We start from the raw sequence: 23,924 nt of genomic DNA, 5'->3' as shown, positions 1-23,924 counted from the left end.
GAAGACTTGACAATCAAAGCCTACAAATGTAGACTTTGGATAGAAATAGACAGAAAGCGAGGATCAGACATGAGATTAACATCCGCGGAATTTCGATTTATGGATCTGTTGTGGGATCGGGAGCCGGTTTCATCCGGAGAGCTGGTCGCTGTGTGCGATCAGAAGTTCGGATGGAAAAAATCGACGACCTATACCTTCATCAAACGGCTGCAGGAAAAGGGCGTGATCGCCAATGAAAAATCGATCGTCCGGGCCCTTTACAAACGTGACGAATGTGAACGCGAGGAAAGCGGCGAAGTGGTCGATCAGGTGTTTAAAGGCTCACTGCCGCAGTTTGTCACCGCCTTTTTGCAGGACCGCAAGCTGTCTGAAAAAGAAATCGACGAACTGAAAGAATTGCTGGACCGTCAGAAAAAGCAAAAATGAACACGCTGACGACTCTTTTTCAGACAATTCTCAACATGAGTCTGGCCGCCAGTATCGTCGCTGTCGCGGTCATGATCGCGCGTCTTCTGCTTAAGAAAGCGCCGAAGATTTTCTCCTATGCCCTGTGGGCGTTCGTTTTAATCCGGTTGTTGCTGCCGTTTTCCTTTACCAGCCGGGTCAGCGTATTGACGGTGGCGAATCCCTCCGTTTCCGAGCGGGGCGGGGTGCAGTTTGTCGTGCCTTCCGCCAATCAGCCGGTTTCGGCTGTCCCGCGGCCGGTGATCAAGACCGGGGATCCGGCGGCGAATCTGTCCGGAACAGACATAAATTCTGAAACCAGCGTTCACGGAGGTCAGGAACCGGTGTCCTCCGGCGCAGCTTTGCCGCAGTCCGGCGATCCGACCGGGACGGAAGCGATGACGTCTGCCCCGGCATCGCCGATTTCACCGATTCTTCAAGTTGGCAGCGTGATCTGGGTGATCGGCATGATCGCTTATGCCGGCTTATTGATCGCCAACAGTTTAACGCTGCGCCACCGCCTGCGCTATGCGATGCGGGTCAGGCAGAATATCTACGAATGCGAGGCCATCAGCTCACCGTTTATTTATGGTCTGATCCATCCGAAAATTTATCTGCCGATGGATCTGGATTCCCGCCAGCGCAAATATGTGCTGACGCATGAACGCGTGCATCTGCGGCGGCATGACTATGTGTTTAAAATGATCGGTTCGCTGCTGCTGATGTTCCACTGGTTCAATCCGCTTCTGTGGTATGCCTATATCCTGATGAGCAAGGATATGGAAATGGCTTGCGATGAAGCGGTGCTGGGCCGGCTGGGAAGCGGCGGCCGGGTGAATTACGGCATGACGTTATTGCAGTTTGCGTCAAAGCCGACGATCACCGCGCTGTCGTTCAGCGAAAGCAACACAAAGCTCAGAATCAAGAATATCCTGAATTATAAGAAACCAACGTTCTGGGTGCTGGCGGCCGGGATCGTGGGTGCCTGCTTTTAGCGGTGCCGTTATTGAGCAACCCGGCTTTCGGCAAGGATCAGCGGGAGATCAATGCTCTGCTGAAGGAAGCGGAAGACGCGCATATCGAAAACGTACTCATGACGGTCAACCTGAACGAACCGTATAACGAGTATCAATGGTCGATTATTCCGATGATGGATCAGGATCTTGTGATGGTGATCGGCGAGCAGAATTTGGAACGCAAGGTCACTGTGGCGTATAATTTTAAAAATGCGGAAGTGAAGGCCGCAGTGCTGGAAACCGCAGCCTGGGGCGCAGAACAATGCGCGGGTTTAGGCGATCTGTTTTACCATTTATATGTCGACGAATCAGTGATTCCAGAGGCGCTGAACAACGTCAATCTGGCGCTGGGGGATCATCTGGCAACGCTGAGTTACTGCACGATATTCGAGCCGTTAGGACCGATTTCGCTGAGCTATGGATCGAATTCCGATCAGCTGGTAGCGCAGTTCACGAAGATCGGCGGAACGGATTCCGGTCAGCTTGTTTACGATAAGAACTCGGGCCGGTATCTGATCAACAGCGCGGCGGATCAGCTGGGACTGCCGGAATCGTTCTGGGATGAGTTTGTCGATCACATCCTGCTTTATGATCAGCAGGAGATTTTCCAGAATTCCACGTGCGCGGTGTTGGAAGACGGACGGTTCAGCTGTCCGGGAAGCTTCGGTTCTTTGCCGCTGGGTGCGCAGCAAGTCGCGCCGTTAGTGGCCTGGAATGAAACCCATGAACTCAGTGAGGACTATGGCGTGATCGGCTGGGATCTGATCGACGATCAGACTGAAGACCGCACGCGGATTCCGGTTTTGGCCATGGCCGGCGGTACGATCCGGGAGATCGGCGAGGATGAACAGGGCCGGCGGTACCTCGTGGTTGATCATCCGAGCCTGGGGATCAGTGCGTTCTACGGCGGCTTGAATGACAGAATATACCGCACGGAAGGCGAAGAAATCTATAATCCGGGTCAGCTGTTAGGCTATCTGTTGACGGACAACCTGCCTGAGGATCAGCGGCCGGCGCTGCATTTCGCGGTGATGTCCGGCGGCGAAACGCTGGGCGATCTGGCGCCTTATCTGCAATATGCGATGGCTTCGCCGGTGAAGATCAACGTTTTTGAAGTTCTGGATCTCACGTTTGAGATCAATGAAGAAAAGCTGGCGCTCATGGATGCGATTGTCGCTGAATCGAATGCCTATTCCGAATATACCGGCCGGCGCGCTGTTATTGAGCGGATGTCTATCCAACAAACGGGAATTTTATTAACAGCACAGGCTACCGATTTTCCAACGCTGAATATTTCGCAGGAGGCCGGGACGAACAAGCTGTATATCGACCGCGACTACCGGCTGGATGAAACGGTACGCGATGTGATTCCGGGCGCGGACGGGAATTTCCTGATCAATGTGAATCTGGACCGCAGCCCGACGATGGGCAACCATACGTCTTACGAATGCAACGCGTATTTCCCTGAGCTTCAGGTCTGGCTGAATACAACCTACGATCCAAGTACAGGACAGTATTCCACCACGGATGTCAACATGGAAGACGAAGCGCTGATGGAGGCGACGTATGCGGTGTTCGACGAGATGAACGGGAGAATCCTCAGAACTGATGAGCGGGCGCTGGATCTGGCTTTGCAGCTGATTCAGGTGATGACTGACGAACAACCGGCGGAATATAAGCTGGAGCCGATGGCTTCCTTATTCCAGGAATAAAAGAATAACTGCGGAGCTTCCCTTTTGAAGTCCGGCAGAAATAACATGTAAACAAATAGAAAAAGACCGGCGAACCACTAGGCAGAGAGGGAGGAATCCACGGCCGCCCGGTCTTTTTCTGCGTTTTTGGGTATGTAATTTTTGAGATGGATCGTGATTAGCGGCGACCTGACAACCAGCTCAGCGATCCTCTCTGCCCAAGTTTAAAGCGAAGAGCGCAGAACCAATGCATCAAGCCAAATTCAGCATTCGTCATTTTTTTCTGTTAAGCCGTAAGAATAATGAAAAATAAACGAGTGGAAAACCAGCGGGATCTGGCGGTATTCTTAGCTGACGGGAAACTCAGGGACAAGAACTGAAACACCTGTGAAAAAGGCTGCAGGATGATCTATAAAACAAACTTATATATAACGAATAATAGCTTATAGATTAGAAATAATTATTGGACAATCTTTACCAACTGAGCTAAGATATCGGATGTGGAAGCGCTATCAGGCGCGAAACAAGGAGAAAGAAAAATGAAACTGAAGAAACTCTCTGCACTTCTGGCAGCTGGTTTGCTCTGTTTGACCGCAGTCACCGGCTGTTCTCAAACACCGGCCGCTCCGGAAAAAGAAGCGACCCCGACGCCATCTTCCGACGTCACAACGATGCGTGTCGCGACATGGAACATCGATTCCAAGGCGCATCCGGACATCAAGGAAATGTCCAACATCATTCATGAACGGGGAATCGAAATCATGGGCTTCCAGGAAATCGATATCCTGAACACCCGCAACGACTATGACATGGCTCAGGACTTTGTCAATGACAATTACCCCTACGTCCACTTCGCCAAGGGACGTGACTTCGCTGACGGCTATTTCGGCGTCGGCACGACTTCTTCTTTAGAATTCCAGGAAATCAGCTCAGTTCCAATTGAGAGCACGGGCAGTAAAGCCACCAAAACACTGGAACGCGTCGTTGTTGAAAAAGAAGGCAAGCAAATTGCTTTCTATGTCACGCATACCAGCTGGGAAAACAACGATCTGCGCCGCCGTCAGTTCACGGAAATCATCGAACGACTGGCTGCCGATCCGATTCCGTACAAGATCTTAGTCGCGGACTTCAACGCCGACCAGAGTCTGTATGAATACGATATCTTCAAAGATAATTATAATGTGTCCAACGGTAAAGACGGTGTCTGGTTTGATTCATTCAACGGCACTGACGATTCGATGAAGGTCATGACCGTGGACAACATCATCACGACGAAAAACATCAACATTACACATGTCGAAACTTACCACTCCGATATGGCTGACCATGATCTGATGTTTGCGGATATCGAACTGCTGGACGAAACGGCGCCGATGATCGAGCATGACCGCGCGCTGGGTCAGGATGTCACGGCGACCAGCACAGCTGACGATTCCCATCCTTACAACATGGTTGACTGCGATGATAAGACAGTCTGGCAGTCCGGGGAAGGCGAACAGGAAGTCATCCTGACGCTGGATCGTCCTTATAACGCGAAGAAACTGGGAATCCAGTGGGGTGAAAAAGCACCGGAAAACTTCAGCGTTGAAACTTCGGTCAACGGTACGGATTACGTTGCGGTTGCCAGCGGCACAAAAGACACGGCAGAAATCGCTTTGAACGGCGAAGTCAAATATGTGAAGCTCGTTCTGGACGCGGTTGAAGGCGGAAGCCAGATCGCAACGTTAAGCTTCTATGGTGATTGGATCACGCCGACGGCCGGCAGTGATGCAAGCCTGCTGGTTAACGGCGATATGGAAAGCGAAGAAGGCTGGACCTTAACCAATGCGACAGAAGAAGGCAACGCGGAATTCGCGCTGACTTATGAAGAAGCGGAAGCTGGAAACAAAGCGGCGAAGATCACGAAGACCGGCGCAGATGCCGGCGACGCTTCGATCGAACAGACCGTCGAAGTTCTGCCGAACGAACGTTACCAGTTAAGCTTCATGCACAAGACGGATACGCTGCATTCCGGCAACTTCTGTTATGAAATCAATCAGATGGATGCGGAAGGCAACACGATTTCCACACATCTGGCGAAGCTGACGGACAACCTGAACATGAGCGCGGATTTCCGGAAGTTTGATTACAACGTCATTACTGCAGCGAATGCAGCCAGCGTGAAGATTGCGCTGCATGTCGTAGGTGAAGGTGAAGGCAGCCTGTGGCTGGACGACGTCACATTCAAGGAAGTCGTTCCAACGGAATGCGTCTATGTCAAAGCGGATAAAACAGCGCTGAAAGTCGGCGAAACCGCAACTCTGAGCGCAGACGTTCTGCCGAAGAGCGCCAACGATATCCACATGAACTGGGTATCGTTAGACGAAAGCATCGCCACGGTCGATGAAAACGGCAAGGTTACCGCGAACGCGGCGGGCAAAGTCTTAGTCGGCCTGTTGAGCGACAGCGATCTGTTAGCGGAAAGCTACGTTCTGATCACCGTCGAATAAACAAAATAAGATTGAAGAAATGGCGTCCCGAAGGGGCGTCATTTTTTGGCAAATTTAACCTTGAACAAGAATAAGATACATTAGCGGCTTAACCTATCTGGCGTAATTGTACGAATTAGTTTGGAATTATGCTATGATGGTAGAAAAGAAATGAGGGATGAGCGATGGTGAAGCTCCGGTTTCCGAATCAAACGGAAATTGAAATTCCTAACGGAACGACGATTGCCCAGCTGGCGGCGGAACAGGAAAACCCGCGTGCGCTGGCAGGGGGAATCCTGAATGGGAAGGTTCATGATTTGAATTACCGCTTAAACAAAAGCGGCGCTTTTGAATGGATTACGCGCGGCAGTCTGATCGGTCAGATGATGACGGAACGCACGCTGAGCTTTTTATTCATTACCGCGGTGCGGCTGTGTTTCGATGGGCTGGATGTACTGATCGAGCATTCGCTGGCGGGCGGCTTGTACGGTACGCTGATCCGCAAAGAACCCGTGACTTTGGCAGAGCTGGAACAGGTTGAAGCGAAGATGCGGGACATGATTGCGAAGAAGGAACCGATTCACCGGCGCGTCGTTTCCAAAGCGGAGGCTGTGGCTCATTTTGAAGCGCTGGGGATGCCGGATAAAGCCAGTCTGCTGCGGCAGCGGACATCGGCGAAATGTAGTATTTATACCTGCGCGGGAGTCGACGATTATTTTTACGGCGTGATGCTTCCGGACGCTTCGTGGATCGGCCAGTTTACGCTGCGGAAGGTGCATCAGGGCTTCTGGCTCAGCACTGAAAAAGAGTTTATCGATCAGCCCAAGCTGTTCGAAGTTTACCGCCAGTTTGAACGCCGGGGACAAGAAACCGGAATTTCGATGGTTTCTCAGCTTAATGAGAAAATCCGCGAGGGCTGTCTGCCGCAGCTGATCAAGGACAATGAAAACCGCGTAGCGCGGGATTTGGATACGCTGGCGGATCAGATTGCCGCTCGTCCGGAATTGAAAATCGTTCTGATTGCCGGACCCAGCTCCGCGGGGAAAACAACCTTTTCGCGCCGCCTGGCATTTGCATTGCATGAGCGGGGCCGAAATCCGATCGCGATTTCGATGGATGATTTCTTCCTCAACCGCGAAGACAGTCCAAGGCTGCCGGACGGAACGCATGATTATGAGAATATCGAATGCCTGGATTTGAAACTGTTCAACACGTCGATGGAAGCGCTGATCAGCGGTCAGCCGGTCGTGCTGCCGACCTATGACTTCAAGCTGGGCGAGAAACGCTTCATCCGCGATCCGCTGACGCTGAAGCCGGATCAGATTCTGATTCTCGAAGGACTGCACGCGCTTAATCCGCGCAGCTCGGAAAAAATTGCGGAAGCCGCGAAGTTCCGCGTGTATATCAACGCTCTGACGCATCTGAACCTCGACCGGCACAATCGGATCACAACGACGGATTACCGCCTGATCCGCCGGATGACGCGCGATTATCAGTTCCGCGGCCGCAGCGTGCAGAGTACGCTGGACGGCTGGGAACAGGTGAAAGCGGGAGAAGACCGGTATATTTACCCGTATCAGGAACAGGCCGATTTCTTGTTTAATACGTCGATGGATTATGAACTGCCGATCTTAAAAACGATTCTGGCGCCGCTGCTGGATCAGGTGCCGGTGGCGGCACCGGAATATATCGAAGCTAACCGGATCCGCCGGCTGCTTGCGTATTTCGATGGCGGCGATCCGGCGCTTGTGCCGCATGATTCCATCTTGGCGGAGTTCATCGGCGGCAGTGTATTTGAGGAATAATCCGGGAAACTCCGGGTCGAGCGGCTCCTACTTCTGGTTGATTGCCGGATTGATCATCCGGGGTTATGATGGAAATCAGAAGCGAGGAGGAAGCTTATGAAACAATCAGGAAAAACGATGGGCATGGTCATTGCCAGTCTGCGGAAGGCCCAGGGAATGACGCAGGCTGAGCTGGCGGCCAAGATGCAGGTGACGGATAAAGCGGTATCGAAATGGGAACGGGATTTATCCTGCCCGGATATTCAGTCACTGCCGCGGCTGGCGGAAATCCTGGAGGTCTCTGTGGAGGAATTAATGCAGGGCGAAACCCGTCCCGCGTCGTCAGTGAAGCGAATCAACGAGATCGTGGATCTGGTGCTGAAGGCGCTGGTGGTTGCGATGGGCATCGCGTTAGTCGTGTGTTCTGTTTTAAAGACGCTGGAACCCACGAGTGGTTTCCAGCTGGCAGGTCTGGGGCTGGCCAGTGCGGGGATATTGTTTCTGCGGCAGGATAAGGGAATCCGCTAAGTAGAATTTTTATTTCTGTTACAGGATTCAGCGAGCAGAAATAGAATGCTTTTGTGAAATCTAGTAAATTCAGACAATGCAGGCAAATAAAAAGATGGAATTCCATCTTTTTATTTAGTTGTATCTTTAATTGTCTTTGAACGTTATTGGAGATAAGAAAGGTTGTAGTTATTTATACAGCGGACCGTAAGCCGCGCAGGCACGGTAGTCGGCGCTCTCCAGATCCTTCGTCCCGAAGGCAGCCCAGCTGTGCGGCCGGAACAGATCGTCGTCGCTCAGATTGTGCATCGAAACCGGAATCCGCAGCATGCTTGCCAGCGTGATCAGATCCTTGCCGATATGACCATAAGTGAAGGTGCCGTGGTTGGCGCCCCAGTTGGCCATGACGGAATAAACATCCTTAAACGCCGGATTGGCTTCGTCTAAGCGCGGAACGAACCAGGTTGTCGGCCACGTCGGATCGGTGCGCTGATCGAGAATCTTGTGCATTTCATCGTCCAGAACGACCGTCCAGCCCTCGGCAATCTGCATGACCGGGCCGATGCCCTGAACCAGATTCATCCGGACCATCGTGACCGGCATTTCCGCGTGGGTGCGGAAATGGGAGGAGAAGCCGCCGCCGCGGAAGTAGCCGAGATCCGCCGGACACCAGTCGGTCGCTTTCAGACAGGCGTCGATGTCCGCATCGGTCATTTCCCACCAGGTTTTCATGACGCCCTGGCCGTTTTCATCCTTCGCGCAGCCGGTGGCGTCCAGCGCCGCCGCACCGGAGTTGATCAGATGGATAAACCCGTTGGCCGCCCGGCCTTCCGGTCTGCGTCCGACAACCCGTTCAACCGCTTCCGGACTCCAGTAGGTACGTACGTCCGCGAAGATGGAAGCGCGGTGGTTCAGCAGCTTTTCAAACAACATTGCGACGCCGTTGAGCGTATCATTTTCTGTCGCCAGCACCAGCGGTTCCTTCTTCCCATTCCAGTTGAACGAGGAGTTGGTGATCGCTTCGGCAAAGTCGCCGTTGGGCATGTAGTCGGTCCACATGCGCTGACCCTGGAAGCCGCCCGCAATCGCGTTGCGGCCGATCGCTTCCTCATGCCGGCCGATGGCGTTCAGCTTGTCGTTGCCCAGCATGATGTCGCGGATGATCATTGTCATCTTGGTGACAAACTGCCACTGTTTTTCCTTATCCTCGGCACTGTACGGCTTGGCGTTCTTATCGAAGCCTTCCGGACAGTTGGCCTTAACCCAGGCGTAAGCCCGTTCGTATTCTTCATGATCGTAAATTTCCAGATTGACGCGGCGGATGATTTCCGACATATCCACCCATTCCGCGCGGATGCCTAAATACTTCTGGAAGAAATCCGGGTCGCAGCAGCTGCCCATGATGCCCATCGCAATCGCACCGATGTTGACGTAGGCTTTGTTGCGCATTTCGCCGACCGCAATGGCGCAGCGGGCGAAGCGCAGAATCTTTTCCTGCACATCGGCCGGAATCGAACGGTCGTCGGCATCCTGCACGTCATGACCATAAATGGAGAAGGCCGGCAGGCCCTTCTGGGCATGCGCCGCCATGACCGCCGCCAGATACACCGCGCCCGGCCGTTCGGTGCCGTTGAAACCCCAGACCGCCTTGACGGTTGTCGGATCGAGGTCCATCGTTTCTGAACCATAGCACCAGCACGGCGTAACGGACAGGGTGCCGCAGACGTTTTCGCGGCCGAACTTATCCGCGCACAGCGCCGCTTCCCGGCCGCCGCCGATCGTTGAGTCAGCGATCACGACCTGCACCGGCGTGCCGTCGGAATACGTCAGGTTGGCTTCAATCAAAGCTTTAGCGGCTTTCGCCATGCCCATTGTCTGTTCTTCGAGACCTTCGCGGATGCCGCCCCAGCGGCCGTCGATGGTCGGACGGATTCCAATCTTGCATTTGCTTAATTCCATCTCTGTTTGTTCTCCTTTTTCTGTTTTCTAATTTCCTATTTTATGGATTGTTCTGATCAGGCGGTTTCGTAGTCCAGCGCCTGAGTTTTCAATTGTTTCAGTCGGATGATTTGGGAAGTCATGGAGGTCTGCGGAACGGCCGTCATGATTTTCTCACTGTGCTGAATCAGCGCGGTGATCTGGGCATGGTCCGCTGCCAAACCTTCCGCGATCAGCTGCACGGCGATGTTGCCCAGCGCCGTGGCCTCGACCGGTCCGGCAATGACGCGTTTTCCGGTGGCGTCGGCGATCTTCTGGCGCAGCGTGGCAGACTGACAGCCGCCTCCAACCATATACAGCGTGTCTGAAGGCTGTCCTGTCAGGGCTTCCAGCTCGTCGAACGCCAGCTTCATCTGTGCGGCCAGGCTCTGGTAAACGCACCAGAACAGCTCGCCATGGCTCTGCGGCAGCGGCTGGCCGGTCGCTCTCAGATAGCTGTGAATCCGTTCGATTGTCTGGCCGAACTCGCGGAAGGTCGGGGCCTGGGTATCGATCAGGCCGCCGTAGCCCTGGGCTTTGTCCATCGTCGCTTCAATTTCATCGTAGGTCAGGACCGTTCCCTGGCGTTCCAGCTCAGCCTTGCATTGCTGGATGATCCACAGCCCGGTCAGGTTGCGTACCAGCCGGGTCTTGCCGCCGGGGCTGCCTTCGTTGGAAACACCCAGCCGGGCGCTGGCTTCGGTAATCACCGGCTGATCGAGAATCTGACCCGTGATCGCCCAGGTCCCGCAGCTTAAGAATAACGGATGGTCTTCCTCCGTCGGCAGCGCGTAGATCGCACTGGCCGTATCGTGCGCTCCGCACAACAGGACGTCGATCTCTCCGCAGCCGCACTCCACGGCAATTTCCGGTTTTAACGTTCCCAATACCTCACCCGGATAGCACAGCGGCGCAAATAAATCCGACCGCAGTCCTAACCGCTCAAGCAGCTTTGTATGAATACCGGTACGCTCAGGATTGAGGCATTGCGAGGTCGAGGCAATCGTGAACTCACACGCCTGCTTTTCCGTCAGGAAATACCCGATCAGATCTGGCATGAACAACAGCCGATGCGCCCGCTCCAGCACTTCCGGCCGCTGGTTTTTCAAGGCTGCCAGCTGCATCAGCGTGTTGATTTCGTCCGGCGTGTTGCCGGTCTGGGCAAACAGCTCCGGCATCGGAATGGTTTCACTTAACACATCCAGGATTCCGCGGGTCCGCTCATCGCGGTAACAGACCGGATTTTCAATCAGCCTGCCGCTTTCGTCCAGCAGGCCGAAATCTACGCCCCAGGTGTCGATTGCCAGCGATTTTACCTCGTAGCGCTGCGCGGCAAGAGCAATGCCTTTTTTGATTTGATTAAACAAGGATAAGACGTCCCAGTACAGCGAACCGCAGCAGGCCACCGGCTCGTTGGCAAACCGGTGGATCTCATGACAGCGCAGCGTTCTTTCCATCACTCAGCGCGGCGATCACACGGCCGCTGCTGGCGCCTAAGTCAATCGCAAGTACGCACGGTTCCATCGCTATTTCCCGGAATATTTCTTATAGCCCGGATGCTTTCCGGTGACGTGATAGGTCGTGTCGCGCATTGTGACCAGCCGGTCGATGTTTTCCCGCGAGATGTCCTTGACCCCGCCTAACAGCCGGGCGTTCAGCATGATTTTGGCTGTCAGCTCCAGCGTCTCCATGCGGTAATACGCGGTGATCAGATCGCAGCCGACGGTCAGCGCGCCATGGTTTTCCAATAAGATGACGTCGTGCTCCTTCAAAAACGGTGCGATGCCTTCCGGAACTTCGTCGGTCGAAGGCGTGCCGTACGGCGCGATCGGAACCGAGCCGATCGCAATGACCGATTCGATCATCGCGTAATCATCCATCGGCACATGCGCGCAGGCAAACCCGGTCGCGGTGGCCGGATGCGCGTGAACCACAGCGCCGACATCCTCGCGCTCCTGATAACAGCGCAGATGCATCTTGATTTCGCTGCTCGGCCGGTAGCCCTCCAGCGCTTCCAGCACCTCGCCTTTACCATTGATTTTAATCAGCTTTTCCGGTGTGATAAAGCTTTTCGAGATGCCGGTCGGCGTCGCTAAATAAAGATCCTCGCCGATCTTGACGGACACGTTGCCGTCGTTGGCCGCAACCCAGCCCTGCTGCCACATTTTGTGGCAGACATCGCAGATCTGTTCGCGGATTTCCTGTTCATTCATGATGTTTCATCCTCCCTATAAGATAATTGTGGCATAATCTTCCAGCGCATGCAAGCGCAGAATGAAACCGCTGACATCAGAAAAAAGACCGATAAAATCGGAAAGGAAAGAAACATGCGCAACCAGGCGCTTCTGTGAAATCATCGCGGTCAATGCGATCGGGAGTGCTCTTTGAATTTTCCGTGAAAATGCCGGAAAACAATGAATTTGAACGTGCCGGGATAAGCGCGATGAAGAGGAGAAACCAGATTCCGGATTCCGTTCAACGAGCTGAATTTCAAGGATATAAAGTTCCTTTGTAAAAATTTTACACACAAAAAAGACGAACATTCTTTGCTCGTCTTCGATATCAATTCAAGATTCTGCCTCAGCGGGCAACGGCTCTGCTTTTTTCAGCCATCGCCGGTAAGTCAGATCGATCCCCAGCGCCCCCAACGGCGCTGTGATCAGAATCGCCATCACCGCCGCGCTTAAGACAAGCTCGCCGCAGGCCAAGCCCAGACTCAGCGGAACCGCACCGATTGCAGCCTGGACGGTCGCTTTCGGACAATAGGCGATCATGCAGAAAAGCCGTTCCTTCCGGGTTAACGGCGTTTTGATCAGACAGACCGCCACGGCCGCCATCCGGCAGAGCAGCGCCATCAAGATCAAAAGCATCAGCGGCCCGCCCGCCTTGAACAGATAGGCAGGATTAACGACCGCGCCGACCAGCACAAACAACATCATTTCCGCGCCGACCCACAGCCGTGAAAACTTCTGCGACAGCCGTTGGGCTAAAACGAGATACCGGCTGTAAATCGCGATCCCCATCGCCATCACCGCCAATAATGCGGAAAACGGAAGGATCGCTTTCAGCTGCGTTTCCGCTTCCAATAACAGAAACGCCGCGCTCATCAGGATTAACACCTTGATGGAATCGCGCAGATGCACGCTGCGGAAAAACCAGCACAGCATCAGCCCGATCAAGGCCCCGGTCAGCACGCCTGTGATGATGGAAACCGGGACGGGAAGCAGCGAGGCGGCCGTCATCTTTCCCCCCTGCGCCAAAGTCAGAAAGCTGGAAAACAACACAATGACAAACACGTCGTCCGCCGAAGCGCCGGCCATGATCATCTGCGGAATAGATTGATCCGTTCCGCGCTTTTCCTCCATCAGTTTCAACATCCGCGGCACGATCACCGCCGGAGAAACCGCCGCGATCACCGCACCCATGACCGCGCATTCCACCATGGATAACCCCAGCAGCCTTGATCCCAGCAGAATATAGCCGAGAATTTCCACCGCGGCCGGGACAAAGCAAAGCAGGATCGCCGGCCGGCCCACCCGTTTTAAATCGTTCAAATCCAGCGCCAGTCCGGCCCGCAGAAGGATCAGCACCAAGGCCAGCTGCCGCAGCTCCGCCGCTATATTCATCAAGCTGTCAGATAACCAGTTTAAGCCATACGGGCCTAATAAAATTCCGGTTAAAATCATTCCGAGCAAACCGGGCAGCCGCAGCCGCTCCAGGATCTGGCTGAACAAAATTCCCACTAAAAACAACAACGCAAGACTGGTCAACATGTTCTTCTCCTCCTTTGATTTCTCCTGCTTTCCTGCGATAATCCACAAAAAAAGCTGACGGCCTATGCGAAAAACACATAGAAGTCATCAGCTGAAACAGCGGTTTAGGCGGATTGCCAGGGGAGAAATCATTCCCTGTCCTTTATTAAACCCGATTTTGGACACAATGTCAAGATTGTAAGAAATCCGGCAGTTGTGAGGAAAAGCCGCAGCGTGTATAATGGGGTACAGGCATAAGCCTGAACTTTGTAGAAATCGAACTGGAAAGCGACTGAAAATCAGACGAACGGCGTAGAATAATCACGAAACAGGAGGGGTATTATGATCGAAACTCCGGCACAAGCGATAATCTTGTTTTTTATTTACAGCTTTTTAGGCTGGGTCTGCGAGTGTATTTATTGTTCTATCGGGCAGCGGAAATGGATTAACCGCGGTTTTTTAGCTGGCCCTTACTGCCCGATTTACGGCTTTGGCGGCGTTTTTGTACTGACGCTGCTGGAACCGGTGGCTGATTCGTTCGGCATGGTTTTTCTCTGGGGCGTCGTCATTACCAGCGCGTTGGAATATCTGACCAGCTATGTGATGGAGAAAATGTTTCATACCCGGTGGTGGGATTATTCCCGGTATCGTTTTAATCTCAACGGCCGGATCTGCCTGTTGAATTCGACGCTGTTCGGCTTGATGTGCCTGTTTGTGGTCTACGTCATTCACCCGCCGATCCTCAGCGCCGTCCAGCGGATTCCGTTGACGCTGTTGTGGGTGATCAATGCCGCGCTGCTGATCTATTTCTCCACTGATGTGTTCAAGACCGTGCATGCGCTGCTGCGGCGAAACAAGGAATTTGTCGAGCTGGAAAAGTGTATGCAGGAGCTGCGTGAAGCGATGAAGAACGTCGGTCAGGTAGGCGAGGACGTGCCGTTTTATGAGCGGATTCAGGCAGTGATGGATTCGACGGACGCTGATGAACAGCTGTCGGCGATCATTGATAAGATGGTCAGCCGGATCGATCTGATGCCGAAGCGGACGTTTAAAATCCGTTCCCGTCTGAACAAGGCTTTCCCTTATCAGGTCAATCCGGAGTTTTCCAATGAATTCCGCGCCTGGGTAGATCAGACCCGCAACCGTACAAAAAAGGCGATTAATGATAAAAAAGAAGCAATCGCTGAAAAGATCGAAAACACGCTGGGCCGCTGATTGCGGCCCTGTTTTCATAAGGAAACACCGTTGTCGGAAATTCGCTTTACCCGACTATCAGACGTCGGAGAAAGAAGGCAGGCTGTATTCAAGGCGGATATGATATACTGAGAACAGAAAAATTCATTTCCTTCCGGAAAGTGGAACCGGCGAATGAATTGAGGAGAATTGTTGATGAAGGATATCCGTGGAATTGATCCTCAGCTTAAAGGCATCGCAAAGAAAATTCCGTATAACCGGTTCATGATCCTGGTGGCGAAACCGTATCAAACACTCGCGTTGAAATGCACGAAAATTCCTGACGGAGTTGCCTGCCGACGGGTTTTGTTGACGGAAAACGGCCGGAAATTACCGATTGATATTTATGAACCGGCGGCGGTGACAGACGTGCTTCCCTGTTTGTTGATGATCCATGGCGGCGCGTTCAGTTATAAAGCGTCGGTTTATCATAAAAAGCTGGCCTGCCTCTATGCGGCGGAGGTTCGCTGCCGGGTGGTTTTCCCGGATTATCATCTACTGCCGAAATATCCTTACCCGGCAGCTTATGAGGACTGTCTGGCCGCACTCCGGTGGATAGTTGAAAATGCAGAAAGCCTGCGGATCGATCAAACCCGGATCGGTATTGCGGGAGACAGCGCCGGCGGAACACTGGCGGCAACGCTCTGCAACCAGATAACGGCGGAAGCTCTGCCCTTTCCCTGCGCGCAGATGTTAGTCTATCCGGCTGTCGATGCGACGATGTCCACGCAGTCCATGGCGCAGTATTCAGATACGCCATTGTGGAATTCTCGCAACAACCGGAAAATGTGGAAGCTCTATTTAAAGAAGGCGGACAGCGTCCTGATCAGAAAGGCCTCGCCGATGCAGAACGATCTGCCGGACATGATCCCGCAGACTTACATTGAAACCGCGGAGTATGATTGTCTGTATGACGAAGGGGTCTTGTATGCGGAAAGACTGCGTGAAGCCGGAGCAAACGTGGATTTGAATGAAACAGAAGGAACGTTTCACGGTTATGATTCCGCAATTCAGACGCAAATTGCCAGAACGCAGATCGCAAAAAGAATCACGTTCTTAAAGAAATGCTTTTCTTGTGAAAAATGAGATACCAAAAGCGATGTAAGATCGGGAATCTTTTAAGGGATTGGATGAAAAGTGGGTTATTGAAAATGAAAAATGTGCTTTTTCCACATGGAATCAGCACATTTCATCTTTTCTGGAGCGTCGTCAGAACTTAGTTCTCCAGTAGTAGTTAAGATTAAGGATACAGGATCAATTCAGCTTAGGCGTGGATGTCTGCGCGGAATCGGCAGCGTCCGCGGGAACCAGCTGATCAAGAAAATCAGCCGGCATTTTAAAAACCAGGAAAATCAGCTCTGCCGGGATTAACGAGAGTATGGCGGCAAAGGACGAAAGGTGGAAAACATAAATCATCAGACTGACGACAACAACCAGATAAAACAAACGGAAGGCATACAGCTGCCGGCGCGTTTTGATCCGTTCATCCAGCAGCGCATCGCTGCCGGTATAATCCCGGTCGCCCAGGGTGATCACCGGCTGCCGGCGGTCGACAAACAACAGATACTGAAAATAAGCTTTAACGTTTTTCATAAAAAGCCTCCTCTCCGGTGTTCTTTCTTTGATTCTAACTGGAAAGATCCAGTTGTTTCACTATAATTAAAGTATAAATAGATTGACGGCTGAAAACAAGCGAAGTTACAAAATAAGGAAGCAAATGCGAACCTGAGAAAATCCTGAAGCGTGGTCATCGCAACAGAGATAAAACAGGTCGTTATCTAAAGGAAAGTGTGAATCCTCAGAGGAGAAGAAAATGAATAAGAAAATGATTGCGGCCGGTTTGGGGTTAGTAGGAATAATTGTCATCGTCACGGTCATTCCCGGTTGGGCAAGATTGAATGAAAATAAGGGAGTAAAACCAACGCCGACGCCGGAGTTGGAGCGGACGCCTGAAATCAAGGAAACTGAACCGACCGCGACTCCATCAGTCCAATCCCTTCCAACCTTTGTTTTTGATGATTTAGAAGTGAATCTTGAAGATGAAAATCAGTTGGAACGGATTTCCATTTCGGATCCGGCCGCGGGTTGTTCGTTGACGGTGGCGGATGAAATTCCCTATCCTGATGAACCAGCGCTGATCCACTTGATCGATCAGCTGGTCAAATCGCTCAACGACCGCGACGCCGATTTGATTAATACCTTATTAGCCCGGGAAGAAGATCAGGTTGAATTTATACCGGCAATGCCGAAAATTCAGGAATATGCGATTCATTATCAAGCCGACGGCATTGTCAAACTTGATTTAACCTGGCTGGATTGTGATCAGCTGTTGTATTCACAATATTGGATCACACTGGCGGAGTCTGACGGGTTAAAGATCGACACGCTGCGGGAAAAGCCGGAATGCAAGAACCGGGCTTCTGTGATGTTGGGGGAAGAATCAGAACTCATCGATGCCTTTGTGACCGCGCTGACAGAAACAAATTACTTTGATCTCCTGGCGCTTTATCCAAGAAATGCACCGTGCAGCGAAACGGGCTTCGATTTGTGGGAAAGCGTGAAAATCAAGTCGGCGGAAGTCCTGGAGATGGCCATGGCGGGGAACGAGTCGGCGGCGTTGATCGAGATCGACACCGAGGATCCTGGCTGCACGCAGCTCGCCGCTGGGAAACAGCGTTATTGTCTGGTGATGGAGAAAACTGGGAATTACGTCGCCATCGAAGGCTTCTATCGGATTCTGGAAGAATAAAGTTCATAGCGTTAAGTGAAATCTTTTCTGCGGATTATCAGCGTAAGTTAAGACCTTTGAAGTCGAGCTGAGAAGGATGAGTTGAATAAGAAATAAAACACCGAGCGGCGGTCCTACAAAGAGGGCCGCTGTTTTGATGAAATCGAAATAGGATGCGGGAAAAGAGTGAAAACACCGTACTGTTTTTATGTTTTCGATCATCTTCGGCATCGGTCAGGCTTTGGAAGCTCTGGCAACGATCCGCGTAATGATTTAATCTTAAACCATCCATACTATCCCTGAAATGGGGTGATCGCGATGCCGAGCGCGCATAAGGGCGCAATATCGTTTGGTCTGGTGCATATTCCGATCCAGCTGCAGGTAGCAGTGCGGGAGCATGATCTGAGCTTTAACCAGCTGTGTAAGAAAACCGGCGAACGAATTCGCTATAAAAAATTCTGTCCTTCCTGCAATAAAGAAATTAAACAGGATGAAATTGTCAAAGGCTATGAATATGAAAAAGATAAATATGTCATCATCAGCGGGGAGGATTTAGAAAAAATCCAGACGGAGAAGGACAAGACGATCCAGATTTTGAAATTTGTCAAAGAGGCGGAAGTGGATCCGATTTACTTTGAGAAAAACTATTATGCCCAGCCGGATAAGCAAGGACAGAAGGCGTTTGATCTGTTGCGGGAAGCGATGCTCGCAACTAAGAAAGCGGCGGTGGCCCGCACAGTGCTGGGAACCAAAGAGGCGCTGCTGCTGATCCGGGCCGTGGAGGATGGGATGCGCGTGACCTCGCTGTATTTTGAGGATGAGATCGTCACGGCGCCGGCCAAAACCGCAAGCAAGCTGACCAAGGCGGAAGTCACGATGGCGAAGCAGCTGATCGATCAGCTCAGCGGTCCGTTTGACATCGCGGATTATCATGATGAGTATCAGGAACGGCTGCGCAATTTGATTGAGCGGAAAATCCATAGTCAGGAAATCGTGAAGGTGAAGGAAAAACAGAGTGTTCAGGCTGTGGATCTGATGGAAGCCCTGAGCCAGAGCCTGAAGCAGACGACCGCCGGTGCGGCCAAGGCCAGGACGACGCGCAAACGGACCGGGAAAAGCTTATCATGAGCGATCTGTTTGATCAGCACGGCTATGCTCCGATGTTGATCGGCCGCAGCGAGGAAGCGTTTGACAGCGAGGACTATCTCTATGAAATCAAATGGGACGGCACCCGCTGCCTGGCCTATTGTTCGGATCATACGGAATTGATCAACAAGCGCGACAAACTGTTGAACGATCAGTTTCCCGAACTGCTGACCCTGCATCGTTGTCTGCCGAAATCCGCGGTCCTGGACGGGGAGATCGTCGTTTTCCATGACGGCAAGCCGGACTTCTACGCGCTGCAGCGCAGGGAAATGCTGCGCAGCGCCTTCCGCATCCGATTGGCGCAGGAAAGCGATCTGGCGACGTTCATCGTCTTCGATATCCTGGAGTATAACGGAAAAGACCTGACCGGACTGCCGTTAGTCAAACGCAAGGAGAAACTGAAAAGTTTTAAGGAAAGTGAAACCGCCGTCTGTTCGCGGGTCTATCTGTATGAAGGGGAAAAGCTGTATGCCTGGACACAGCGGCAAAACCTCGAAGGGATCGTCGCCAAAGAGAAAAACAGTCTGTATCAATGCGGCAGGCGGACAAGCTCCTGGATCAAGATCAAGAATCTGAAGGACGAGGATTTCGCGGTCTGCGGCTACATTCAGAAAGAGCGCAATGTGTTAAGTCTGGTGCTGGGGCAATACCAGGGAAAAACGCTTGTGTATAAAGGACATGTCACGCTGGGCGTCAGCGAAGCCTTGTTAAAAAAGAAGCTCCCGGTCACAGCAATATGTCCGTTTCCGGAAACGCCGAAGAATCATGAACAAGCCGTCTGGCTGAAACCGAAGCTGGTCTGTACCGTCAAGTATATGGACAAAACGGCGGCCGGTTCCCTGCGTCAGCCGGTGCTGAAAGGTTTCCGGGAGGATAAAACGGCGAAAGAATGCAAAATTGACGAATCTGAGTAAATTATCCTTTCTTTAAATAAGAAAAAGAAGTACAATAAGATCAGGAAGGAGGCGGATAAGCATGACCGTATTTCAGGTGTTTGATTCCGCAAATCTTGACCGCTGCCGCTTTTATATCGGCATGACGGCGTTTCTGGTCTGTTTTTTCTTCGTTGTGGCACTGGTGACGCAAAACAGCTTCTGGCTCATCTTGGCGGGAATTTCTGTTTTCAGCTGGCTGGCCGCGATGGCTTTCTGGTTCAGGCAGCGTCAGAAGATCCGGGCGTTCCTGCAGGCGCATCCGCTTCATGAACCGTACCGCTGCATCGATACGACGTTCTTCAGTGAACAGGAGATCTTATCGGCCAGTCTGGACAAGCTGACATGCTGCCGGTATGACGAGGTGCTGCAAGCCTACCACAATGATAATCCGTGGGAGAAAACCCGGCCGGGCTACAAAGGAATGCATACCGTGAGCGTATCCACGCAGCAGGGGGCGATCCTGATCCGCGTCAGCGACGGGCAGCGGGCGGAGCTGCTGGTGCGTTGGATCAACGGGAAAAAAGCAGGCAACGGCACAGTCCAGCTTGAGGAGCTGGATAACTGGTCGGTCAAGACACGTTTCTGACCGGCCTTTTTTACGGACTGGTAAAGAAGGCTGCCGGTTCTTTCCTCTAAGATATCGGCGTTTCCAGCTTGGTTCCTTGATGGAGCTTAAAGAAGAGCCCGGTATCAATCAAGCAGGATTGTGCTAGAATGGAACTATCAATCCGGATAAAAACGGTGAAAAGAAAGCGAGGTTAATCCTTTGAAAAAAATCGCAATCGGACTGCTCGGCCTGAGTCTGGTACTGACACTGGGCGGCTGTGGGCAGAAAAAGCCGGAGGTGCCTGCATCGACGCCGGAAGCAGAGGGGAAAGTCAAAGAGGAATTGACGGTTTACACCTTCGAGGACAGCGGCGTAAAATTTACGCTGGAAGTTCCAAAAACCTGGGAAAGAATAGAGCTGCTCGGCTATGAAGGCGATGAGGAACGGGAGGGCAGCCCTACCGTCGGTGTCCGCTACCCGTTTGATACGGAAGAAAATCAGATGTTTGCCGTGATGGCTGCCCTGTATTCACCGTTTTCCGTCGATGAGACCTTGTTTGAAACGACGCCGTATCAAACCGCCAGCGGTCTGACCGGGATCCGCTGCCTCCGTGAGATTGACGGAGAACGAATGGAGTATTATATCTTTGGCGGGGAGAATGCAGAGCTTCCTCAGTTGTTCGCGGTCGTCATCATGAGCAGCGAAACATATGCCGCACATGAAGCCGAGATCGAAGCAGCGGTGAAATCACTGAAGTTCGAATGAGCTTGAAGAAGTCAAAATAAAAGCAGCGGTCTGAGGCAATCCTCAGAAACCGCTGTTTTCAATTTCTCTGCATTTGTTGTGAAGGCAAGCGCCGGAAAGCCGGAATGTGTATCGTTGAATTACAGCTTGCGGTCGGAAAGCAGCTCCGCCCGTTCAATCATCTTGCTGAACTTATTGAAATTACTCTTCATGATATTTAAATACAGAGCGTCGATCAGATACAGCTGGGAACAGCGCATCGTTGTGACGTTCAGGCGGGTTTCGGTTTCAAAAGAAACGGTCTTTAAGATCAGATCCGCGAAGCTGTGCAGCGTGTTCTTCGCCATCCGCGTCATCGCGATGATCGGCATGTCATGTTCCTTGGCGATCGAAGCGGCCTTGATAACCTCGCGGGTTTCCCCGGATTCCGAGATCAGGAACAGGACGGTATCCTTTTTCGACTGATCGATCAGCGAGTAGATCGTATGCGGCGTCTGACTCGTCACGCATAACAATCCCATCTTGACCAGCTGATTGGCAAGATATTCACAGAATAAGTTAGAACTTCCGATGCCGAACAAAATAATCTTTTTCGCACTTGTCAGCATTTCACACGCCTGCTGGATCGTTTCCTCTTTGTTGTTCTCAAACGTCACTTCGACGATATCGTGATACTGCGCGATGATTTTGCGGTTGGTATCGTTCATCGATTCGTTGACCTGAATTTCTTCCCGCACCAGATCCTGCCGCGGGATCGCCGACAGATCCGCTAATAGTTCCCGGAAGCTGTTGTAGCCGAGCTTCTGCGAGAAGCGGATGATCGTGGACTGGCCGATGTGGGTATTGAGGGCCAGCTGATGGGACGTAATCGTCTTGATTTCATCAATATGTTCAAGAATGTAATCAGCGACGAGTTTTTCGGATTGTGTTAAATCCTGATAAACAGCTTTTAATTTTGCTTTAAACATGGGCGTTCCCCCTCTAGTCTTATGATTTAATTATACAGAAATAAAACAATAACTACAAATAAGTTAATCAAAAAACAACTGGAATGCTTGACAGATCCAGCGGAATGCAGTAATCTATGGGTAAATAATCCAAATAAAACCGCAAATTGTTTGGATAAAATACCCAAGGAGGAAGAAAGATGGAGAACAAGGTTTACGATGTCGTCGAGGGTCTTATTCAGAAACTGAAAACCACACAGGAAGAAAATGTGGAAAAAACAGCCCGACTGTTTGCGGATGCGCTGAAAAACGGCGGTATGCTGCAGGCATTCGGATCCGGCCATTCTCAAGCGGGGGCCAGCGAGCTGTGCTTCAGAGCCGGCGGATTCATCCCGACCAAGCAGATCAAAGAACCAGCCAGCGGCGCTTATGAAGGAATCGAGGGCGTCGGCACTTCCTTCATGAAGAAAGTTGACGTTCGTCCGAATGATGTCGTCGTTCTGATTTCCAATTCCGGACGCAATCCATTACCGGTAGAAATCGCTCTGGCGGCGCATGAAAAGGGCGCGAAGGTCGTTGCGATCACTTCGCTGGAAGCCTCGAAAAACCTGACGCCGAAGCATTCCTGCGGCAAGAACCTGTGGCAGCTAGCGGATGTCGTCATCGACAACTGCGTCATGGATGGGGATGCTTCGATTGACGTCGAAGGCCTGGACACCCGGATTTGCGGGATGTCCGCGATCACCACGGCAATTCTGATTCAGGCCTGTGTCTATCGCACAGCGCAGATGCTGCTGGAAGAAGGCATCGTTCCGCCAGTCTTCAAATCTCAGAACATCGACGGCGGCCCGGAATACAACGATCGTCTGTTAGCGCAGTATTTCGACCGCATGTATCACATGTAATTCAGCTCGAAAACGAATTGAATGGCAATGAAAACAGAAAAGGAATTCTAAGTGCAGAATTCCTTTTTTTAAGTGAGCTGAATAAAGTCTAATAGTTTATCAATGCTGGGAGTTTTAATGAGCGTTTCAATGAAATCTTTATTTGAAATCAGTTTTGATAAACTACTGTATAAACTGTAAAGATCATGATTTTCTTTTTTTCCTAAAGATATCAGAATAACCAGATATACAACGTTATCTTCATCCCATTTTAAAGGAGTGTGAAGAAGACCTGCTGTAATAAAGGTTTCGTCACTGATTCTCGTCATTGTGTGTGGAACGGCGACATAGTTTCCATAAGAAGTAAAACCCAGTTTTTCTCTTTCTAATACGGAAGCGAGTAATTCAGATAAATCAAAATTGTATTTTTGAGCCGCAAGTTCACATAACTTTTTCAGCAGTTGATTTTTATCATTCAGTCTTCCTTCATAGATTAGCTCTTTCGTAATATAATTCTTCACATGAATTTTTTCATAGTCGTCATTCAACAAGGATGAAATGATTTTACAATCCTGTTCATCAATATATTCACTTATTTTAATGGCTTTTTCCGGAATCTTCGGATACTTCAGCGATGTACTCAAAATTGCGTCAAACTCGTCGGGAGTAATTGAATCCAATTTGTCCATCTGAATAATCGTAAATGCATTAATATCCTGAACGAATTTCTTTTGGATTTTACTGTAGATCAGCAGTGAATTACTGCTTCTGGCACAGCTGATGATCAGAATTTTTTTCTTCTCTTTTTTCTGTTGATAAAGCTGTTCGATATGATTGCTGAAATGAATTGCGATATAGGATATTTCGTCATCGGATAGTGCATAATGATAAGTATTCTGAATCATATCCGAGGTGATTACGGAAAGCTCATAAGCGAATGGGAAGCTTGCCTTGATTTCATCTTTCATGTCGTTGGTCAGCTGCATGTTATATTTTAACCGGGTTAACAGCGGGATTAGATGCAGCGCTAATGCAATGCGCAGATTCGCGTTTAAAGTTAAATCAAGCTGAAACTGGCGCTGGATCTCAAGCAGGATTCGGGTTACAAAGGTGTCCATTTC

The 23,924-nt window shown here is 51.3% G+C and carries 22 protein-coding genes and 1 riboswitch; of the genes, 14 read left to right on the top strand and 8 right to left on the bottom strand.

Going from position 1 to position 23,924, the window contains the following annotated elements; all coding sequences use genetic code 11:
* Positions 1-69 precede the first annotated feature (69 nt).
* The 6 genes from HOLDEFILI_RS10580 (at position 70) to HOLDEFILI_RS10560 (ending at position 7,931) form a co-directional block, all read left to right on the top strand.
* Positions 70-426: a BlaI/MecI/CopY family transcriptional regulator gene (locus tag HOLDEFILI_RS10580; protein WP_083787604.1), complete on the top strand. Its 357-nt coding sequence runs from the start codon at positions 70-72 to the stop codon at positions 424-426.
* Positions 423-1,439, top strand: coding sequence for a M56 family metallopeptidase (locus tag HOLDEFILI_RS10575; RefSeq protein WP_006059661.1), 1,017 nt, complete (start codon positions 423-425; stop codon positions 1,437-1,439). Before HOLDEFILI_RS10580 ends, HOLDEFILI_RS10575 begins: the two co-directional genes overlap by 4 nt.
* Before the next feature lie 11 nt (positions 1,440-1,450).
* Positions 1,451-3,172, top strand: a complete 1,722-nt coding sequence (locus tag HOLDEFILI_RS18450; RefSeq protein WP_167317142.1) for a M23 family metallopeptidase — start codon at positions 1,451-1,453, stop codon at positions 3,170-3,172.
* 518 nt (positions 3,173-3,690) lie between these two features.
* The gene (locus HOLDEFILI_RS10570) at positions 3,691-5,640 is read left to right on the top strand and encodes an Ig-like domain-containing protein (RefSeq protein WP_039864684.1); all 1,950 of its coding nucleotides are present in this window, start codon (positions 3,691-3,693) and stop codon (positions 5,638-5,640) included.
* Between the two features lie 164 nt (positions 5,641-5,804).
* On the top strand, positions 5,805-7,424 hold the full coding sequence (locus tag HOLDEFILI_RS10565; protein WP_006059658.1) for a nucleoside kinase: 1,620 nt from the start codon (positions 5,805-5,807) through the stop codon (positions 7,422-7,424).
* A gap of 96 nt (positions 7,425-7,520) precedes the next feature.
* Positions 7,521-7,931: a helix-turn-helix domain-containing protein gene (locus tag HOLDEFILI_RS10560; RefSeq protein WP_006059657.1), complete on the top strand. Its 411-nt coding sequence runs from the start codon at positions 7,521-7,523 to the stop codon at positions 7,929-7,931.
* Positions 7,932-8,099: 168 nt separating this feature from the next.
* Here HOLDEFILI_RS10560 and HOLDEFILI_RS10555 read toward each other — a convergent pair whose 3' ends face one another.
* From HOLDEFILI_RS10555 to HOLDEFILI_RS10535, 5 genes are all read right to left on the bottom strand, one after another.
* The gene (locus tag HOLDEFILI_RS10555) at positions 8,100-9,869 is read right to left on the bottom strand and encodes an L-fucose isomerase (RefSeq protein ID WP_006059656.1); all 1,770 of its coding nucleotides are present in this window, start codon (positions 9,867-9,869) and stop codon (positions 8,100-8,102) included.
* A 56-nt stretch (positions 9,870-9,925) separates the two neighbouring features.
* Positions 9,926-11,344 carry a rhamnulokinase gene (locus HOLDEFILI_RS10550; protein ID WP_006059655.1) on the bottom strand — a complete coding sequence of 473 codons (1,419 nt, stop codon included), beginning with the start codon at positions 11,342-11,344 and terminating at the stop codon, positions 9,926-9,928.
* A gap of 69 nt (positions 11,345-11,413) precedes the next feature.
* On the bottom strand, positions 11,414-12,100 hold the full coding sequence (locus tag HOLDEFILI_RS10545; RefSeq protein ID WP_006059654.1) for a class II aldolase/adducin family protein: 687 nt from the start codon (positions 12,098-12,100) through the stop codon (positions 11,414-11,416).
* A gap of 15 nt (positions 12,101-12,115) precedes the next feature.
* A complete protein-coding gene (locus HOLDEFILI_RS19770) occupies positions 12,116-12,430 on the bottom strand; it encodes a hypothetical protein (RefSeq protein ID WP_039864680.1) in 315 nt (104 codons plus the stop codon).
* 24 nt (positions 12,431-12,454) lie between these two features.
* Positions 12,455-13,660: a cation:proton antiporter gene (locus tag HOLDEFILI_RS10535; protein ID WP_039864679.1), complete on the bottom strand. Its 1,206-nt coding sequence runs from the start codon at positions 13,658-13,660 to the stop codon at positions 12,455-12,457.
* 71 nt (positions 13,661-13,731) lie between these two features.
* Positions 13,732-13,805, bottom strand: a riboswitch (Fluoride riboswitch).
* 176 nt (positions 13,806-13,981) lie between these two features.
* Here HOLDEFILI_RS10535 and HOLDEFILI_RS10530 point away from each other — a divergent pair.
* Positions 13,982-14,854 (top strand): putative ABC transporter permease, encoded by an 873-nt coding sequence (locus tag HOLDEFILI_RS10530; RefSeq protein WP_006059650.1) that lies wholly within the window; start codon positions 13,982-13,984, stop codon positions 14,852-14,854.
* Between the two features lie 174 nt (positions 14,855-15,028).
* Positions 15,029-15,958, top strand: coding sequence for an alpha/beta hydrolase (locus tag HOLDEFILI_RS10525; protein WP_006059649.1), 930 nt, complete (start codon positions 15,029-15,031; stop codon positions 15,956-15,958).
* Between the two features lie 168 nt (positions 15,959-16,126).
* Here the strand turns inward: HOLDEFILI_RS10525 and HOLDEFILI_RS10520 are convergent, their stop codons facing one another.
* A complete protein-coding gene (locus HOLDEFILI_RS10520; RefSeq protein WP_006059648.1) occupies positions 16,127-16,465 on the bottom strand; it encodes a hypothetical protein in 339 nt (112 codons plus the stop codon).
* A 220-nt stretch (positions 16,466-16,685) separates the two neighbouring features.
* On the opposite strand from HOLDEFILI_RS10520, the gene HOLDEFILI_RS10515 reads away from it, so the two are divergent.
* The 5 genes from HOLDEFILI_RS10515 (at position 16,686) to HOLDEFILI_RS10495 (ending at position 20,993) form a co-directional block, all read left to right on the top strand.
* Positions 16,686-17,621 carry a hypothetical protein gene (locus tag HOLDEFILI_RS10515; protein WP_006059647.1) on the top strand — a complete coding sequence of 312 codons (936 nt, stop codon included), beginning with the start codon at positions 16,686-16,688 and terminating at the stop codon, positions 17,619-17,621.
* Between the two features lie 297 nt (positions 17,622-17,918).
* Entirely contained in the window at positions 17,919-18,728 is an 810-nt protein-coding gene (gene ku, locus HOLDEFILI_RS10510) for a non-homologous end joining protein Ku (protein ID WP_006059646.1), read from the top strand.
* On the top strand, positions 18,725-19,660 hold the full coding sequence (gene ligD / locus HOLDEFILI_RS10505; protein WP_006059645.1) for a non-homologous end-joining DNA ligase: 936 nt from the start codon (positions 18,725-18,727) through the stop codon (positions 19,658-19,660). The genes ku and ligD overlap by 4 nt, the downstream gene beginning before the upstream one ends.
* Positions 19,661-19,721: 61 nt before the next feature.
* Complete coding sequence (locus tag HOLDEFILI_RS10500; RefSeq protein WP_006059644.1) at positions 19,722-20,267, top strand: hypothetical protein; 546 nt, start codon at positions 19,722-19,724, stop codon at positions 20,265-20,267.
* 180 nt (positions 20,268-20,447) lie between these two features.
* The gene (locus HOLDEFILI_RS10495) at positions 20,448-20,993 is read left to right on the top strand and encodes a hypothetical protein (protein ID WP_006059643.1); all 546 of its coding nucleotides are present in this window, start codon (positions 20,448-20,450) and stop codon (positions 20,991-20,993) included.
* Positions 20,994-21,112: 119 nt separating this feature from the next.
* On the opposite strand, the gene HOLDEFILI_RS10490 is transcribed toward HOLDEFILI_RS10495, so the two are convergent.
* Positions 21,113-21,940: a MurR/RpiR family transcriptional regulator gene (locus HOLDEFILI_RS10490; protein WP_006059642.1), complete on the bottom strand. Its 828-nt coding sequence runs from the start codon at positions 21,938-21,940 to the stop codon at positions 21,113-21,115.
* Positions 21,941-22,119: 179 nt separating this feature from the next.
* Here HOLDEFILI_RS10490 and HOLDEFILI_RS10485 point away from each other — a divergent pair, with 179 nt between their 5' ends.
* Entirely contained in the window at positions 22,120-22,824 is a 705-nt protein-coding gene (locus HOLDEFILI_RS10485; protein WP_006059640.1) for a sugar isomerase domain-containing protein, read from the top strand.
* 68 nt (positions 22,825-22,892) lie between these two features.
* Here the strand turns inward: HOLDEFILI_RS10485 and HOLDEFILI_RS10480 are convergent.
* On the bottom strand, positions 22,893-23,924 hold a 1,032-nt coding region (locus HOLDEFILI_RS10480), incomplete at its 5' end, for a PTS sugar transporter subunit IIA (protein WP_006059639.1).

The sequence above is a fragment of the Holdemania filiformis DSM 12042 genome, assembly GCF_000157995.1.
GTDB lineage: Bacteria > Bacillota_I > Bacilli_A > Erysipelotrichales > Erysipelotrichaceae > Holdemania > Holdemania filiformis.
The sequence above is the reverse complement of the archived record's forward strand: the minus strand, read 5'-3'. Positions and strand labels throughout refer to the sequence as shown.

Bases quoted from the DNA above. Each gene is read 5' to 3' on its own strand.
- HOLDEFILI_RS10580 (WP_083787604.1), top strand. From the start codon at position 70: ATGAGATTAACATCCGCGGAATTTCGATTTATGGATCTGTTGTGGGAT.
- HOLDEFILI_RS10575 (WP_006059661.1), top strand. From the start codon at position 423: ATGAACACGCTGACGACTCTTTTTCAGACAATTCTCAACATGAGTCTG.
- HOLDEFILI_RS10570 (WP_039864684.1), top strand. From the start codon at position 3,691: ATGAAACTGAAGAAACTCTCTGCACTTCTGGCAGCTGGTTTGCTCTGT.
- HOLDEFILI_RS10565 (WP_006059658.1), top strand. From the start codon at position 5,805: ATGGTGAAGCTCCGGTTTCCGAATCAAACGGAAATTGAAATTCCTAAC.
- HOLDEFILI_RS10560 (WP_006059657.1), top strand. From the start codon at position 7,521: ATGAAACAATCAGGAAAAACGATGGGCATGGTCATTGCCAGTCTGCGG.
- HOLDEFILI_RS10555 (WP_006059656.1), bottom strand. From the start codon at position 9,869: ATGGAATTAAGCAAATGCAAGATTGGAATCCGTCCGACCATCGACGGC.
- HOLDEFILI_RS10550 (WP_006059655.1), bottom strand. From the start codon at position 11,344: ATGGAAAGAACGCTGCGCTGTCATGAGATCCACCGGTTTGCCAACGAG.
- HOLDEFILI_RS10545 (WP_006059654.1), bottom strand. From the start codon at position 12,100: ATGAATGAACAGGAAATCCGCGAACAGATCTGCGATGTCTGCCACAAA.
- HOLDEFILI_RS19770 (WP_039864680.1), bottom strand. From the start codon at position 12,430: ATGTTCGTCTTTTTTGTGTGTAAAATTTTTACAAAGGAACTTTATATC.
- HOLDEFILI_RS10535 (WP_039864679.1), bottom strand. From the start codon at position 13,660: ATGTTGACCAGTCTTGCGTTGTTGTTTTTAGTGGGAATTTTGTTCAGC.
- HOLDEFILI_RS10530 (WP_006059650.1), top strand. From the start codon at position 13,982: ATGATCGAAACTCCGGCACAAGCGATAATCTTGTTTTTTATTTACAGC.
- HOLDEFILI_RS10525 (WP_006059649.1), top strand. From the start codon at position 15,029: ATGAAGGATATCCGTGGAATTGATCCTCAGCTTAAAGGCATCGCAAAG.
- HOLDEFILI_RS10520 (WP_006059648.1), bottom strand. From the start codon at position 16,465: ATGAAAAACGTTAAAGCTTATTTTCAGTATCTGTTGTTTGTCGACCGC.
- HOLDEFILI_RS10515 (WP_006059647.1), top strand. From the start codon at position 16,686: ATGAATAAGAAAATGATTGCGGCCGGTTTGGGGTTAGTAGGAATAATT.
- ku (WP_006059646.1), top strand. From the start codon at position 17,919: ATGCCGAGCGCGCATAAGGGCGCAATATCGTTTGGTCTGGTGCATATT.
- ligD (WP_006059645.1), top strand. From the start codon at position 18,725: ATGAGCGATCTGTTTGATCAGCACGGCTATGCTCCGATGTTGATCGGC.
- HOLDEFILI_RS10500 (WP_006059644.1), top strand. From the start codon at position 19,722: ATGACCGTATTTCAGGTGTTTGATTCCGCAAATCTTGACCGCTGCCGC.
- HOLDEFILI_RS10490 (WP_006059642.1), bottom strand. From the start codon at position 21,940: ATGTTTAAAGCAAAATTAAAAGCTGTTTATCAGGATTTAACACAATCC.
- HOLDEFILI_RS10485 (WP_006059640.1), top strand. From the start codon at position 22,120: ATGGAGAACAAGGTTTACGATGTCGTCGAGGGTCTTATTCAGAAACTG.